This window comes from Enterobacter cloacae complex sp. Mu1197 (assembly GCF_040059225.1).
Lineage (GTDB): Bacteria > Pseudomonadota > Gammaproteobacteria > Enterobacterales > Enterobacteriaceae > Enterobacter > Enterobacter quasiroggenkampii.
The window spans coordinates 2,475,458-2,490,391 of sequence record NZ_CP157375.1 but is presented as its reverse complement, the minus strand read 5'-3'; the positions used below and the strand labels follow the sequence as shown (position 1 = coordinate 2,490,391).

The 14,934-nt window shown below is 55.6% G+C and carries 17 protein-coding genes; 12 read left to right on the top strand and 5 right to left on the bottom strand.

Annotated elements, in window-relative coordinates; all coding sequences use genetic code 11:
* Positions 1-3: 3 nt before the first annotated feature.
* From ABFV38_RS11795 to ABFV38_RS11765, 7 genes are all read left to right on the top strand, one after another.
* Entirely contained in the window at positions 4-513 is a 510-nt protein-coding gene (locus ABFV38_RS11795; protein WP_008501765.1) for a GNAT family N-acetyltransferase, read from the top strand.
* Positions 514-522: 9 nt separating this feature from the next.
* The gene (locus ABFV38_RS11790) at positions 523-1,449 is read left to right on the top strand and encodes an amino acid ABC transporter permease (RefSeq protein WP_348957304.1); all 927 of its coding nucleotides are present in this window, start codon (positions 523-525) and stop codon (positions 1,447-1,449) included.
* Positions 1,433-2,206 carry an amino acid ABC transporter ATP-binding protein gene (locus ABFV38_RS11785; RefSeq protein ID WP_348957303.1) on the top strand — a complete coding sequence of 258 codons (774 nt, stop codon included), beginning with the start codon at positions 1,433-1,435 and terminating at the stop codon, positions 2,204-2,206. Before ABFV38_RS11790 ends, ABFV38_RS11785 begins: the two co-directional genes overlap by 17 nt.
* 9 nt (positions 2,207-2,215) lie before the next feature.
* Positions 2,216-3,103: a transporter substrate-binding domain-containing protein gene (locus tag ABFV38_RS11780; protein WP_063956520.1), complete on the top strand. Its 888-nt coding sequence runs from the start codon at positions 2,216-2,218 to the stop codon at positions 3,101-3,103.
* 47 nt (positions 3,104-3,150) lie between these two features.
* Complete coding sequence (locus tag ABFV38_RS11775; RefSeq protein ID WP_348957302.1) at positions 3,151-3,768, top strand: glutathione S-transferase family protein; 618 nt, start codon at positions 3,151-3,153, stop codon at positions 3,766-3,768.
* A 37-nt stretch (positions 3,769-3,805) separates the two neighbouring features.
* Positions 3,806-4,036 carry a tautomerase PptA gene (pptA, locus tag ABFV38_RS11770; protein ID WP_008501760.1) on the top strand — a complete coding sequence of 77 codons (231 nt, stop codon included), beginning with the start codon at positions 3,806-3,808 and terminating at the stop codon, positions 4,034-4,036.
* Between the two features lie 184 nt (positions 4,037-4,220).
* The gene (locus ABFV38_RS11765) at positions 4,221-5,222 is read left to right on the top strand and encodes a Kdo(2)-lipid IV(A) acyltransferase (protein ID WP_348957301.1); all 1,002 of its coding nucleotides are present in this window, start codon (positions 4,221-4,223) and stop codon (positions 5,220-5,222) included.
* 44 nt (positions 5,223-5,266) lie between these two features.
* On the opposite strand, the gene ABFV38_RS11760 is transcribed toward ABFV38_RS11765, so the two are convergent.
* Positions 5,267-6,952 (bottom strand): NAD-dependent malic enzyme, encoded by a 1,686-nt coding sequence (locus tag ABFV38_RS11760; protein ID WP_348957300.1) that lies wholly within the window; start codon positions 6,950-6,952, stop codon positions 5,267-5,269.
* Between the two features lie 414 nt (positions 6,953-7,366).
* Between ABFV38_RS11760 and ABFV38_RS11755 the strand changes: the two genes are divergently transcribed.
* The gene (locus ABFV38_RS11755; RefSeq protein WP_229225935.1) at positions 7,367-8,698 is read left to right on the top strand and encodes a 2-hydroxycarboxylate transporter family protein; all 1,332 of its coding nucleotides are present in this window, start codon (positions 7,367-7,369) and stop codon (positions 8,696-8,698) included.
* A 121-nt stretch (positions 8,699-8,819) separates the two neighbouring features.
* Positions 8,820-9,461: a helix-turn-helix domain-containing protein gene (locus ABFV38_RS11750; RefSeq protein WP_235404353.1), complete on the top strand. Its 642-nt coding sequence runs from the start codon at positions 8,820-8,822 to the stop codon at positions 9,459-9,461.
* Here ABFV38_RS11750 and ABFV38_RS11745 read toward each other — a convergent pair.
* Positions 9,454-9,753 carry a helix-turn-helix domain-containing protein gene (locus tag ABFV38_RS11745; protein WP_069719160.1) on the bottom strand — a complete coding sequence of 100 codons (300 nt, stop codon included), beginning with the start codon at positions 9,751-9,753 and terminating at the stop codon, positions 9,454-9,456. The two genes, ABFV38_RS11750 and ABFV38_RS11745, sit on opposite strands and share 8 nt — an antisense overlap.
* Positions 9,754-9,913: 160 nt before the next feature.
* Here ABFV38_RS11745 and fusA point away from each other — a divergent pair, with 160 nt between their 5' ends.
* A complete protein-coding gene (gene fusA, locus ABFV38_RS11740; RefSeq protein WP_348957299.1) occupies positions 9,914-12,013 on the top strand; it encodes an elongation factor G in 2,100 nt (699 codons plus the stop codon).
* A 77-nt stretch (positions 12,014-12,090) separates the two neighbouring features.
* On the opposite strand, the gene ABFV38_RS11735 is transcribed toward fusA, so the two are convergent.
* The 3 genes from ABFV38_RS11735 to ABFV38_RS11725 all read right to left on the bottom strand — a co-directional run bounded on the left by ABFV38_RS11735 (position 12,091) and on the right by ABFV38_RS11725 (position 13,436).
* Positions 12,091-12,516 (bottom strand): DUF3828 domain-containing protein, encoded by a 426-nt coding sequence (locus tag ABFV38_RS11735; protein ID WP_348957298.1) that lies wholly within the window; start codon positions 12,514-12,516, stop codon positions 12,091-12,093.
* Entirely contained in the window at positions 12,516-12,737 is a 222-nt protein-coding gene (locus ABFV38_RS11730; RefSeq protein WP_235404351.1) for a hypothetical protein, read from the bottom strand. The genes ABFV38_RS11735 and ABFV38_RS11730 overlap by 1 nt, the downstream gene beginning before the upstream one ends.
* Before the next feature lie 126 nt (positions 12,738-12,863).
* Positions 12,864-13,436: a flavin reductase family protein gene (locus ABFV38_RS11725; RefSeq protein ID WP_033145657.1), complete on the bottom strand. Its 573-nt coding sequence runs from the start codon at positions 13,434-13,436 to the stop codon at positions 12,864-12,866.
* 108 nt (positions 13,437-13,544) lie between these two features.
* Between ABFV38_RS11725 and nhoA the strand changes: the two genes are divergently transcribed.
* The gene (gene nhoA / locus ABFV38_RS11720) at positions 13,545-14,390 is read left to right on the top strand and encodes an N-hydroxyarylamine O-acetyltransferase (RefSeq protein WP_045908808.1); all 846 of its coding nucleotides are present in this window, start codon (positions 13,545-13,547) and stop codon (positions 14,388-14,390) included.
* Between the two features lie 94 nt (positions 14,391-14,484).
* Positions 14,485-14,934 (top strand): hypothetical protein, encoded by a 450-nt coding sequence (locus ABFV38_RS11715; RefSeq protein ID WP_047071785.1) that lies wholly within the window; start codon positions 14,485-14,487, stop codon positions 14,932-14,934.

Genomic DNA, 14,934 nt, shown 5'->3' with positions numbered 1-14,934 from the left:
GTAATGAGCGAACGATTTCGTGATGTATCACCGGAAGATGCCGAACTTCAGCCCATTATCGAGGGGTTGTTCGGGGAATATGCGGCCCGCTACGGAGACTACTTCTCTAAAGACGCGGAAGTGGAGCTCACCGAGTGGTATCTGGCGCCGCAGGGGCTGTTTATCGTCCTGGAGCGCGACGGGAAGATTATTGCCACCGGCGCGTACAAACCGTTCGACGAACGCACCGCGGAAATCAAACGTATCTGGACGGACAAAACCCTGCGTCAGCAGGGGCTTGCCGGGCGCGTGGTGCAGGAGCTGGAGCGCAGGGCGGTGCTGGCAGGGTACAGTCAGATCTACCTGACAACCGGCTTTCGTCAGCCGGAGGCGGTCAGGCTCTATCTTAGCCAGGGCTATCAGCCGCAGTTCGATCTGAACCGCGATCCGGAAGAGTATAGCCAGCCGCCGTTTGACGGTCGGCTGCGTTTCACCAAAACGCTGGTACGTGAAGCGTTCAGTAAAACCGCATGAGGAACGACGATGAGCAACGTTGAAACCATTAAGGTGGTCCCGGCGCGTTATCCGCTGCGGGCCGTCGGCGCCGCGGTGGCGCTGTTTGTCCTGGCGGTCGTGATTCAGTCCGTAGCCTTTAACCCGCGCTGGGAGTGGGCGGTGTTCGCCCGCTGGTTCTTCGACCCGGTGATCCTCGAAGGTGTCGGGCAGACCCTGCTGCTGACGCTGATCGGTACCGTGCTGAGCGTGGTGTTTGGCGGCATGCTGGCGCTGGCGAGACTCTCGTCATCCTGGCTGCTGAGCAGCCTGGCGTGGGCGTATATCTGGCTGTTTCGGTCGCTGCCGCTGATCGTCGTGCTGATTATCCTGTACAACTTTTCCTATCTCTACGACACGCTCTCGCTCGGCGTGCCGTTTACCAGCATCACCTGGGGCAGTTTTGAAACCATCAACGTGCTGGGGCAGTTCTCTACCGCCGTAGTGGGGCTAACGCTGGTGCAGAGCGCCTATACCGCCGAGATCATTCGCGGTGGTTTCCTCGGGGTCGATCACGGGCAGTATGAGGCCGCCGCCGCGCTCGGTCTGCCGGCCTGGCGCCGCACGGTGCGCATCATTTTGCCTCAGGCGCTGCGTACCATTCTGCCGTCGGGGTTCAATGAAATCATCAGCCTCGCCAAGGGCACAGCGATGGTGTACGTCCTGGCGATGCCGGAGCTGTTTTATACCATCCAGATGATCTACAACCGCACGCAGGAGGTGATCCCGCTGCTGATGGTCGGTGCCGCCTGGTACCTGGCGATCACCACCGTCCTGTCCGCTATCCAGTACGGTGTTGAACGCGCACTTGCCCGCAGCGAACGCCGCTCAGCGGTTAATCAGAACCGTGCCGCCCGTCGTACCCGTTCTGTCACCACCTCGCCAGCACAGGAGCCTATCCATGCAAGCCTCTCCTGAAGGACATATCTCGATTACCGGCGTCAGCAAATATTTTGGACGCCATAAGGCGCTCGACAACGTGTCGCTTGAGATCCCGCCGGGATCCGTGACGGTCATCCTCGGGCCGTCCGGGTCGGGAAAATCGACGCTGCTGCGTACCATTAACCACCTGGAGCGCGTCGACGAAGGCTTTATTCAGATCGACGGGGACTACATTGGCTACCGTCGTCAGGGCGACAAGCTCTACGAGCTGAAGGAGAAAGAGATCCTCAAACAGCGCGTCAACGTGGGCTATGTGTTTCAGAACTTCAATCTCTTTCCCCATCTCACGGTGCTGGAAAACCTGATTGAAGCGCCCATCGCGCATAAAAAGCTCAGCAAAAGAGAGGCGGTGGAAAGAGCGTACAGCCTGCTGGACGTGGTCGGGCTGCGGGATAAAGCCGATGCCTGGTCCCGCCATCTCTCCGGCGGCCAGCAGCAACGCATTGCGATTGCCCGCGCGCTGGCGTTACGTCCCCGCGTGATGCTGTTTGATGAACCCACCTCGGCTCTGGATCCGGAGCTGGTAGGGGAAGTGCTGGACGTAATCAAAAAACTGGCCCGGTCCGGCACTACGCTGGTGGTGGTCACTCACGAGATCGGCTTTGCCCGGGAAGTGGCGGATCAGGTGGTGTTTATGGTCGACGGAAAAATTGTGGAGCAGGGCAGCAGTGACGAGGTGCTGAATCATCCGTCGCACCCGCGAACGCGCCAGTTCCTGTCAAAAGTGCTGTAAGGAGCGCCAATGAAATACGGACTTCTGGCGGGGCTGATCTTTTCAGCCGCCAGCCACGCCAGCATTGATTTAAAAGCCAACGAGCAGCCGCTGCCGGTGAGGATCGATCCGCAGGCGGTGGCGAAGATCCCCGCGAATTACCGGTTCGTTGAACCGGGGACGCTGACGGTCGCCATTTCGGCGCTGAACTCCCCGCCGCTGGCGCTGCTGGCAAGCGATAACCGAACGCGGATTGGCAGCGACCCGGATATCGCTCGCCTGCTGGCGGGCAGCCTGGGGCTGAAGCTGAAGCTGGTGCCGACGGCGTGGGAAGACTGGCCGCTGGGGATCGCCTCCGGACGCTACGACGTGGCGCTGGTGAACATTGCGGTGACCGAACAGCGTAAAGAGAAGTTCGATTTTGCAACCTACCGCGTCGATTCGCTGGCGTTTTCGGTGAAATCCACCAGCGAGGTGCAGTCCATTAAAAACGCGGAAGATCTGGCGGGGAAAAAGGTGATTGTCGGCTCTGGTACTAATCAGGAACGTATCCTGCTGGGCTGGAACGAAGAGAACCAAAAGGCAGGGCGGGCGCCTGCGCTGCCGGTCTATCTCCACGACGATGCCTCGGGCAACCTCTATATTCAGTCCGGCAGGGCGGACGTGTTCTTCGGGCCGCAGTCGGTCTCGGCCTATAAAGCCGCGCTCACCGGCAAGACCCGCGTGGTCGGTTTAGGGCCGAAAAAAGCCTATGTCGCGACCACCACCAAAAAAGGCAACGAGCTGGTGTACGCCCTGCAGGCCGCGCTGAACGGTGCGATTACGCGCGGAGATTACCAGAAGGTGCTGGCGCGCTGGGGTGAGCAGGGCGAAGCGGTGGCGCAATCGGAGGTCAACCCGCCTGGGATAACCTACTAATGGTGCTCTACACTTAGGGTTTTCATCCCTCACCCTCAGGGGGCAACATGATTAAACTTTATGGCGTACCCGGCTGGGGCTCGGCAATCAGTGAGGTGATGCTGACCCTGGCTGAGATCCCTTATCAATTTATCAACGTGGACGGGTTTGACCAGCCCGGTCCGCAGCGTGAGTTGCTGCACAAGCTCAATCCGCTGTGCCAGGTGCCGACGCTGGAGCTGGAAAATGGCGCCATCATGACCGAAACGGCGGCGATTGCCCTGATGGCGCTCGACCGGTGTCCCGATCTCGCCCCACCCGTGGGGCAGGCTGAACGTCAGCAGTTTCAGCGTTTGCTCATCTGGTTCGTAGCCAACGTCTATCCCACGTTTACCTATGCAGACTATCCCGAACGCTGGGTGCCGGATGCGCCAGAACAGCTGCAGAAAAACTGCATCGCATACCGGAAATCCCTTTATTTGTGGTTCGAAACCCAGCTTAAGGCTACCCCGTTTGCGCTGGGGGAACGGCTGACGCTGCTGGATGTGTATATTGCGGTGGCGCGCACCTGGGGGCCCCGTCACGCCTGGTTTGCCGAAAATACCCCTAAATTCACGGCGATTGCGGACGCCGTATGCCAGCGACCGGAACTGCACAAGGTGTTAAAGGCAAACAAAATTATCTGATAACGTGGAACCCACATTCACAACCGGAAGCCTGCACATGCCACACGTAGATATTAAATGTTTTCCCCGTGATTTAAACGACGAACAAAAAGCTGCCCTGGCGGCGGATATTGCCGACGTGATTATTCGCCATTTCAACAGCAAAGACAGTTCCGTGTCGGTGGCGTTGAAGCAGATCGCGCCTGAAGACTGGAAGGCGCAGGTCTGGGATACCGAAATTGGACCGAAGCTGGAGGAGCTTATTAAGAAGCCCGGGTATTCGATGTAAGATCTTCTGCCGGGGAGCGAATAAATCCTCCCCGGTTTGTTTTCCCGTTTTTCGCAAAAATCGATAAAAATGCGTTTTGTCTTATCCGCTACAATTAACGTTTCTGACTGGCATATTATTCATCCTTAGGAAAGATCTTCAACAGAATCAATTAAGGACAGACACGTTAAAGGATAATTTTCTGATGACAAAATTACCCCGTTTTTCATTCGCCTTTCTTCATCCCCGTTACTGGCTAAGCTGGGCCGGCATTGCGGCTCTGTGGCTCATCATGCTGCTCCCTTATCCGCTTCTGTTCAGAATCGGTCATGGACTGGGGCGACTGGCGATGCGCTTACTTCCTCGCCGCGTCGAGATTGCCCGCCGCAACCTGGAGCTTTGTTTCCCGGAGATGAAAAAGGATGAACGCGAGTCATTGCTGCAACGTAATTTTGAATCGGTAGGAATGGGGGTGATTGAAACCGGGATGGCATGGTTCTGGCCAGCGTGGCGGGTGAAGAAATGCTTTACCGTGCAGGGGTATGAGCACATGGAAAAGGCGAGGGCGCAGGGAAAAGGCGTGGTGCTGGTGGGGATGCATTTTCTGACGCTTGAGCTGGGCGCGCGGATATTTGGCATGCTCAACCCCGGTATTGGGGTCTATCGTCCTAATAACAATGCTCTGCTGGACTGGCTCCAGACGCGAGGGCGCCTGCGCTCCAACAAAACCATGCTCGATCGCCATGATTTAAAGGGCATGATCCGCTCGCTGAAGCAGAATGAAATTTTGTGGTACGCCCCGGACCACGACTATGGCAAAACCAACAGCGTGTTTGTGCCGTTCTTTGCGGTGGCGGATGCCGCAACGACGGCGGGCAGCTATATGCTGGTCAAAAGCGCTAAACCTGCCGTCATCCCCTTTGTGCCGCGTCGCAGGGCGGATGGCACCGGTTACGAGCTGATTATTCTGGAGGATATCAGCGAGGCGCTGCAGGGCGGCGATAAAGAAGCCGTGGCGACGCAGATGAACAGGGCAATTGAGAAGGCCGTACTCATGGCCCCAGAGCAGTATATGTGGCTGCACCGTCGCTTCAAAACCCGTCCTGAAGGGGTACCTGATCGGTATGCCCGTCTGAAACAGGCGGCAACTCGGGGTGATAGTCTCTCCGCCAGCGATTTTTCTGACCGCTCAGGCATACAGCACTAACACCACAGCGATGCCCTCACCCTGCGGTGAGGGCATGACCGGCGCTACAGCGCGGATCGGCGGTACGGCGCATAGTCCGCCTGCCACCAGGTTTTCTCGATACGCGCCATCAGGGTTTCATCATCTAACGACGGCGCCACGCCTTGTTCAATGGCGGCCCGGGCGACGGCAACGGCAATCTGGCGTGAAACCGTTTCAATCTGATCTACCGGCGGCAGCAATCCTCCTCTTTCCGTGGTCACCAGCGGAGACTGGGCAGCCAGGCTGCGGCTTGCTGCCATCAGCATCTCTTCCGTCACCCGACGCGCGTTACAGGCCAGAACGCCAAGCCCAAGACCCGGGAAGATATAGGCGTTGTTACACTGGGCAATCTCGTAGTGCGCGTTCTCCCAGAATACCGGCGCGAACGGGCTGCCGGTGGCTACCAGCGCGGCCCCCTGGGTCCAGGCGATGAGATCCTGAGGCTGGGCCTCCGCCCGCGACGTCGGGTTCGAGAGCGGCATGATAATCGGGCGTGGGCAGTGGCGATGCATCTCTTTGACGATCTCTTCGCTGAACAGCCCCGGCTGACCTGAAACGCCGATCATCACCGTTGGATGTGCGTTCTTCACCACGTCCAGCAGGGAAATATTCTTCGCGTCTACCTGCCAGCGGCTTACGGCGTCGCGCGCGGTAAGCAGGTTTTTCTGGAAATCGAGCAGGTTGGTCATGTCGTCGGTTAGCAGGCCGAAGCGATCGACCATGAAGATCCTGCTGCGGGCTTCGGACTCGGTCAGGCCGTCATCGACCATCAGCGCCACAATTTTTTCAGCGATCCCGCATCCCGCAGAGCCGCTGCCGAGGAAGACCACGCGCTGATCGCGAATGCGCGTGCCCGCCGCGTGGGCCGCTGCGATCAGCGTCCCCGCGGTGACGGCTGCCGTGCCCTGGATATCATCATTGAAGCAGCACAGCTGATCGCGGTAGCGCTGGAGTAGTCGGGTGGCATTTTTCTGTGCAAAGTCTTCAAACTGCAGGAGTACGTTGGGCCAGCGCGCTTTAACCGTGCTGATAAACATATCCATAAATTCTGCGTATTGATCGTCGCTGATACGCGGATGACGCCAGCCCATGTACATCGGGTCGTCGAGGTGTTGCTGATTATTGGTGCCGACATCCAGCATAATCGGGAGGGTGGAGGCCGGATGGATCCCTCCGCAGGCGGTATAGAGCGACAGCTTGCCAATCGGAATGCCCATACCGCCGATACCCTGGTCGCCGAGCCCTAAAATGCGCTCTCCATCCGTCACCACAATCACCCGAACGTCGTTGCGCGAGAAACTTTGCAGCATCTCATCAATACGATGGCGGTTAGGCCATGAAATAAACAAGCCGCGCGCGCGGCGATAAATCGTGGAGAAATGCTCGCAGGCTTCACCCACCGTCGGGGTATAGATAATCGGTAACGTCTCTTTCAGATGCGAACGCAAGAGGTTGTAAAAGAGAGTTTCATTGGTGTCCTGAATATTGCGCAAATAAACATGACGGGAAATATCGCTTTTAAAATGGCAGAACTGCACCCAGGCGCGCTCGGTTTGCTCTTCAATGGTTTCAACGTTATGCGGCAATAATCCATGCAGATTAAAATTATCCCGTTCTTCTTTAATAAAGGCGAGGCCTTTATTTAATAACGGATTTTCCAGCAGTACGGCGCCATTATAAGGCGTGTACAGAACGTCTTTACGAGACATGGTCAACTCCTGAATATTTAAACGAAACAGAAATAAGACGAGCAGAAACAGTGACTTTAAGGATGATAAAGGCACGCAGTTTTCTGTGTTTTGTTGGGGAGCTAATTTAGCGCTTAGCTAACGGAGCAGGAGTGACAAGGTTCACATTCCTTCTGGTTTTATTAATTTCAAAAGAATTGCATTGAATGTAATGAATAACTTTAGTTACATAATAATGAATTAAATTATTTAAAAGGAAAGGGCTATTGTGTTCACATTTCTCTTTGGCGGCCCATGTTAATTTCACGCTGAGCCTGTTTTTAGAAAAGGCCACCAAAGTCTTTATTTTCTATTTAAGAACATTTATTCGAATCAGGAATAGTTTTTCGTTTATTCCGTTCTCTGCATATCCGAACACAAATTTCAGGTGATTATATGAAAGATAATCCTGTACCGACTTCTGAGCTGTCGACCTCGCGTTTCGCCTTTGGGCTCAACAATACCGAGGTTGGCGCAGTCCCGTTGATGCTGTTCGTGGGGATTGCCGCGATTGTGGCGACGTCCGCCTGGGCAGGGCTGTTGCCGAAAAATATGATAGGCGGACTGGCGGTCATCATGACCCTTGGCTTTGCGTTTGCCAAAGTGGGGCGTCAAATCCCCGTGCTGAAGGACATCGGCGGCCCGGCGATCCTGTGTCTGATGGTGCCTTCCGTGCTGGTCTATTTTGGCGCATTCGGGAAACAAACCCTTGATACGGTGCATCTGCTGATGAAGGAGGCGAATCTGCTCTATTTCGTCATCGCCTGCCTGGTGGTAGGCAGCATTCTGGGGATGAACCGGGTGCTGCTGATCCAGGGCATGATGCGCATGTTTGTTCCGCTGGTGGCGGGGACATTGATGGCCGTGCTGAGCGGGCTTATTGTGGGAACGCTGTTTGGGTTTACGCCTTACCATACGTTCTTCTTTATCATTGTGCCCATCATTGGCGGCGGAATTGGCGAGGGGATTTTGCCCCTGTCTCTGGCCTATTCGGCCATACTGGGGCAGACGCCGGACGTCTACGTGGCGCAGCTGGCTCCCGCTGCGGTCGTCGGAAATATCTTCGCCATTATTTGTGCGGGCTCGCTGGCGCGTCTCGGGACGAAACGTCCTGCGCTTTCAGGAAATGGCATGCTCACGCGGAGTAAAGACGACGCCAGCCTGTTCGCCGGGGCGCCGGGCGCACAGCAGACGGATTTTCACCTGATGGGCGGCGGATTGCTGATGGTGTGCGCATTTTTCATCGTCGGGGGCTTGTTTGAAAAACTGGTCCACATTCCCGGCCCGGTGCTGATGATCCTGATTGCCGTCCTGTGTAAATACTTCAGGGTGATCCCGGCCTCAATGGAGCAGGGGGCGCACAGCTGCTATAAATTCGTTTCGGCTGCGCTGGTCTGGCCCCTGATGATCGGCCTCGGGATGCTATACGTGCCGCTTGAAAGCGTGGTGTCGGTCTTCTCGGTGGGCTATGTAGTGGTATGCGGATCGGTGGTGATTGCGATGGCGCTGAGCGGCTACGTGATTGCGTCGCGTCTGAATATGTATCCGGTGGAAGCGGCGATTGTTACCTGCTGCCACAGTGGGCTGGGCGGTACGGGAGATGTGGCCATTCTGTCCGCCTCCAACCGCATGTCGCTCATGCCGTTCGCGCAGATTGCGACGCGTATCGGCGGTGCCTCGACGGTCATTTTCGCCACGCTGCTGATGGGCTGGGTTATGGCGCACTGATTCGAAACCTCAGGATACTGAATCGCAACGACATTTACAGCGTGTCGCTGCGGTTCAGTCCTTTATAAAACTCACCGCGCTGTATAGAATTACCGCAGCCACAGCGACGGGATACCACACGATGACCGGAAGAGTTGATTATCAGATTGAAAAATATCTCCTGACCGAAGCCGCCGAACCGGAGCGCCTGACGCGCCAGTGGGCGGAGGTGCTGGAGGAGTGCCGTGAGCAACAGTCCGGTGCGGAGGATCGTCTGCGTCTCGCGTTGCTTAATGTGGATTACGTCACCAGCTTCGAGCTGCCCTTCAGGCTGCTTCTCACCCGTGCGCCCCAGTTGATTGATGCTGTCAGAAAAGAGCTTCAGCTCAGTCAGAAAAATGTTCTGTTCAATGGCAAGCGCTTTGGCTGCGTCTACAGCCTTAAACGGGATCTGGACGGTATACCTGACGAGTTTACCTATCACCTGAAGACGCGGATCCAGCGCAGAGATGCCACGGGTGCGACGGAAGCGTCTTACCGGCAAATTGCCCAGCAGGTGAAAGCGCCAAAGGAGCGCCTCAAACTGGCGCTGGAAAACGGGCTGTCTGTGACCGCGCTCGACGGGCTTTTCTGGTTTGGCATTCAGCGCATCGCGGCTGATGTACAACGGCTACGCAAAACAGGGATGCGGATCGTGACGTCCAACGCCGAGGTGTTCGATACGCTCACCAAAACAACCCGGCAGATCCCGGTCTATCGCCTGGAAGGGACTGAAATTACGTAACCTGCAGCAGGATCGCCATCAACCCTGGAAAACGGGTATCCAGATCGTCTCGTCGCAATGAAATCATGTTTTCGCGTCCCTGCGGACGCTGCCAGATGACCCCGCTGTCGCGCAATACGCGCCAGTGATGGGTCATCGTGGACTTCACCACATCTTCCGGGCGCAGCGCGTTGCAGCTCAGTTCGCTGCCATCGGCGAGCCGGCGAATAATCGATAGCCGGAGCGGGTTGCCGAGGGCAAAGAGCACATTTTCCAGCAGTATTTGTTCAGTTTCAGGGTGGTTAGGGATCATCGTTTTCCTGCGTATGGCGTCAGATTGAGCTATATCAACAATAGGTCAACCCTTAAAAAATAGTTCGATAATACTCGTACAATAGGACTATTATAGCAAACGAACGAATGCACGACCATCCTGGTCGTCACAAACACGTCATAGTGACTAAGGAAATATCATGCCCCGACCCATCCCTCTCGAACGTTATCGCAACATCGGTATCTCCGCGCATATCGATGCCGGTAAAACCACCACCACTGAGCGCGTCCTGTTTTATACCGGGATGAGCCACAAGCTGGGTGAAGTACACGATGGCGCGGCAACCACTGACTGGATGGCGCAGGAGCAAGAGCGCGGGATTACCATTACGTCCGCGGCGGTTAGCTGCTTCTGGCCAGGCATGGACAGAGGCTATGAACCGCACCGGATCAACATCATCGACACCCCGGGGCACGTGGATTTCACCATTGAGGTGGAGCGTTCCATGCGCGTACTCGATGGTGCCGTGATGGTGTATGACTCCGTGGGCGGCGTGCAGCCGCAGTCGGAAACCGTCTGGCGTCAGGCCAATAAATATCACGTTCCGCGTCTGGCCTTCGTCAACAAGATGGACCGTCCGGGTGCCGATTTCTTCCGCGTCGTGCGGATGATGCAGGAACGCCTGAAGGCCAATCCGGTGCCGATTGTCATCCCGGTGGGGGCCGAAGATCACTTCACCGGCGTGGTGGATCTGATCAAGATGCGCACCATTCTGTGGGACGACGCGACGCAGGGCATGGTGTTTACCTATGCCCCCGTGCCGGACGATTTGGTCAGTACCGCCCAGGAATGGCGGGAAAAAATGGTCTCTGCGGCGGCGGAAGCCAGCGATGAACTGATGGACAAATACCTGGAAACCGGCGACCTGACGGAAGCGGAAATTATCAAAGGGCTACGTATTCGCACCATTTCGGGCGAAATCCAGCCGATGCTGTGCGGCAGCGCGTTCAAAAACAAAGGCGTACAGCGCATGCTCGATGCGGTGATTGAGCTTATGCCGTCGCCGCTGGACGTGCCGGCTATTGATGGCGTGGATGAAAAAGGGCAGCACGCGGAGCGTCACCCGAGTGATGATGAGCCGTTCTCGGCTCTGGCGTTCAAGTTGATGAGCGACCCGTACGTCGGACAACTGACCTTTATCCGCGTGTACTCTGGCGTACTGCGCAAAGGCGACGCGGTGTATAACCCGGTGAAAGGGAAGAAAGAGCGCATCGGGCGTATCGTGCTGATGCATGCCAACGATCGCCACGAGGTGGACGAACTGCGCACCGGGGATATCGCGGCCTGCGTCGGACTGAAAGACGTGACCACCGGTGACACGCTCACCGATCCGAACGCCGTCATTACGCTTGAGCGCATGGAGTTTCCGGATCCGGTGATTTCGCTGGCGATTGAGCCGAAAACCAAAGGCGATCAGGAGAAAATGGGCATTGCGCTGCAGCGTCTGGCGGCAGAAGACCCGTCTTTCCGCCTGCACACTGACGAGGAGTCCGGCCAGACCATTATCTCCGGTATGGGTGAGTTACACCTCGAGATTATCGTCGACCGCATGAAACGTGAGTTTGGCGTCGAAGCAAATATCGGTCGTCCGCAGGTGACCTACCGTGAAACCCTGCGTAAAACGGTGAAGGACATCGAAGGCAAATTTGTCCGACAGTCCGGCGGTAAAGGCCAGTACGGCCATGTGGTGCTGAGCCTGGAGCCGCTGGAGCCTGGAAGTGGCTTTAAATTTGAAGATGCCACTAAGGGCGGCGTGGTGCCGCGTGAGTATATTCCGTCCGTTGAGAAAGGGCTGCGGGAAGCGATGAACAGCGGCGTGCTGGCGGGCTATCCGGTCGTCGATGTTAAAGCGACACTGACGTTTGGCTCGTATCACGACGTCGACTCCTCGGAGATGGCGTTCCGCATGGCCGCGATCCTCGGCTTTAAAGAGGGGGCCCGCAGGGCGGATCCGGTGATTCTTGAGCCGATCATGCATGTGGAGGTGGAAACACCGGAAGAGTACGCCGGTAACATCATGGGCGATCTCTCTTCCCGACGCGGCATGGTGCAGGGGATGGAAGAGCAGTACGGCAGCCAGATTATCCGCGCCGACGTACCGCTGGCAGAAATGTTTGGTTATGCCACGACATTGCGTTCGATGTCCCAGGGACGCGCGACGTATACGATGGAGTTCCACCATTTTGCGGAAGCACCGCGGAATGTTGCGGATGAGATTATTTCACGGCGTGCGAAGTAGTTAATGAATTGCACATGGTAGTCGCTGGGCTACCATGTGCTTTTGCCGCTGTAGCAGAGGGCTTTCATAGACGTTTATTACTTGATCAGCGTGGCCGACCGAACTTTCCATTTCCCTTTTTCGTGAACGAGACAATCTGCTACAACGTGATCTTGTTTCTTACCAAATGCGATATAAACGTTTGTGCAAACGGCATCAAAATCAGAATGCAGAACGGTTATCTGATCCCAGTCCTCATCCCAGTCCTGCGCTTTAATGAACATATCAGCATCGGGCATGTCTTTTTCGTTACTGTCTCCTGAGTACATCTCCTTAATTGCATCAATTGTCCCAGAGGCAACGTATTCATTCATAATGTCTGGATTTAGCACTGGCGGTTTGTCCTGATTCAGCTGAGCGATATACCATTGATTGAATTTAAGCGCAGCCTGGCCTGGGGCATAGTCAATTTGGGCGACTGCGAACGGAGACAAGGCAAAAAGAAAAAAGCAGAGTATTTTCATTAGTCGTGCCTGAACAGTTCGTAATGAGGTTGATCGTATACCAGGCGGAATCCAGCGTTGACCAATGTACGCCCCATATCTTTTGCCAGACGCGTATTGGGAATTTTTAATTTCCCCCCCGTTCTGATCGCTTCGGTGACGTAGCGAGCACAATAACCGGTGCTCTTCGGTTGGGCGTGTGATTTGGCATAGGAGATTGCGCCATCTTTATTCCATGACATTGATATTTCCTTAACGGGAGAGTGCTAATGCAGCAACTCCGGAAATATCCTCCGTTTTACAACACAAGAGCAAACATAAAATGCCATAGAAATTTAATATAATTCAGCCATATATGATTTAAACAATCAATCCAGCGCCTTCACCATCTTCCCGCTCGCCACAAACGTCCCGGCTCCAAGATGATGCAGGGTATTGAGCTTATCCCCGTCAAACTGCCAGCGCCCGGCGATAAACGCCCGTTCATCCGCTGCCGCTGAAACCACTTCGCCAAACAGGGTGTCGTATTTCTCTGCCGCGGAGGTCACGGGTAATAACCGGCACTCCATCCACGCCAGGCATTTCTCTTCAATGACCGGCAGGCCGAGCTCCGGGCCATTCACCACCGGGATCCCATAGCAGTTGAATTTGTCTTCATCGCGCCCGCTGACGCTGCCGACCGCGTAAGTCCAGTTGGCCGCCGCCACGCCGGGGATAACGATGCCAAATTTCCCGCTGCGTTCGATCAGCTCGCGTGACCAGGTACTTTTATCCACCACGATTGCGATGCGTGGCGGTTCAAACTCAACGGGCATTGACCATGCGGCGGCCATAACGTTACGTCTGTCCAGGCTTTCATCGCGGCTGGTGATCAGCACGGTAGGGCCGTGGTTCAGCAGACGGCTGGCATGACGTAATTCAACAGGGCGAAAGTGGCTCATAGGATCTCCTCATCTGTAACGATGAGTATGACGAAAAAGCACGTAAATCAAAGTGAGTGCGTAAAATTAGTTTATAAACAGAACATCACAATCAAAGGAAACTGATTCATGTCCCCATTCCTGACCGCCTACTTCGCTCGCATCGGCTGGACGCAACCGACACGGGTGGATATCGATACCCTGCGCGCACTGCATTTACACCATAACTGTGCGATCCCCTTTGAGAATATTGACGTCGTGCTGCCGCGCGAAATCCAGCTTGACGATCGGTGTCTGGTCGACAAGCTGGTCACCGCCCGTCGCGGAGGATATTGCTTTGAGCAAAACGGCCTGTTTGAGCGGGTATTGCGTGAAGTCGGCTTCACGGTACGCAGCGTGCTGGGACGCGTGGTATTAGCGAGCCCGCCGCAAATGCCGCCGCGTACGCATCGCCTGCTGCTGGTTGAGCTTAACGGCGAGCGCTGGATTGCGGACGTGGGGTTTGGCGGCCAGACGCTGACGGCGCCAATTCGTCTGCTTGCCAGTGAGGAACAGGAAACGCCGCACGGCCTGTATCGTCTGCTGAGCGAGGGTAACGACTGGGTGCTGCAGTTCCGTCACCACGAGCACTGGCAGTCGATGTACCACTTTGACCTGACGACACAGTATTTCAGTGATTACGTGATGGGGAATTTCTGGTCAGCGCACTGGCCGCAGTCGCACTTCCGCCATCATCTGCTGATGTGCCGCCATCTGCCGGACGGCGGTAAGCTGACGCTGACCAACTTCAACTTTACCCACTGGCAGAACGGTCATGTGGAGGAGCAGGTTCACTTACCGGATGCTGAGGCGCTTTACCAGTTGATGCAGAAACGCTTTGGGCTGGGCGTTGACGATCCTAAGCACGGTTTTTCACTCGCAGAATTGACGGCGGTGATGGCGGGCTTTGATACGCATCCGCAGGCAGGGAAATAGCCCGGTGGCGGCTACACCTTACCGGGCCTACGGGTACCCAAACATAGGCCGCTACCCGGCAGGTTAGTTTAAACATCATCAAAGACATGCTGATATGGAAATCTTGTTGCGGAATAAATTCAGTTCAGTGGGAATGTTACTCGGGGTTATTGCACTGCTTCTTTCATTAGTGCAGTTCACTTTTGGTCCTTTTTCGACAAAGTCGACAGCGCTTGAAATTGTTGTGGCTGAAAAAGTTTCGGCGGTAAAAAAAGGGATCATTGCTGGCATAAAGGGAGAACAGCCGACCGTTGAAGCGAAAAAGAAAGCGGTCGATATCGACAGCATTCTTATCAATAGCGGAATAATTTTATCCGTGGTGGCATTAGGGCTTGCGTTCACGGCTGGGATGCGCAAAGAGAACAGATGGGGGGTGAGTGGTGCACTGTTTTTTTCCGGGGCCACGCTCGCTTTTCATGCGGCGTTACTGGCTTTTGGTCTGATTGTCGCAGTGTTGCTGCTGCTGTTGGTTATTTCAGTCGTCAGCGGAAGTACTTTGTTCTGA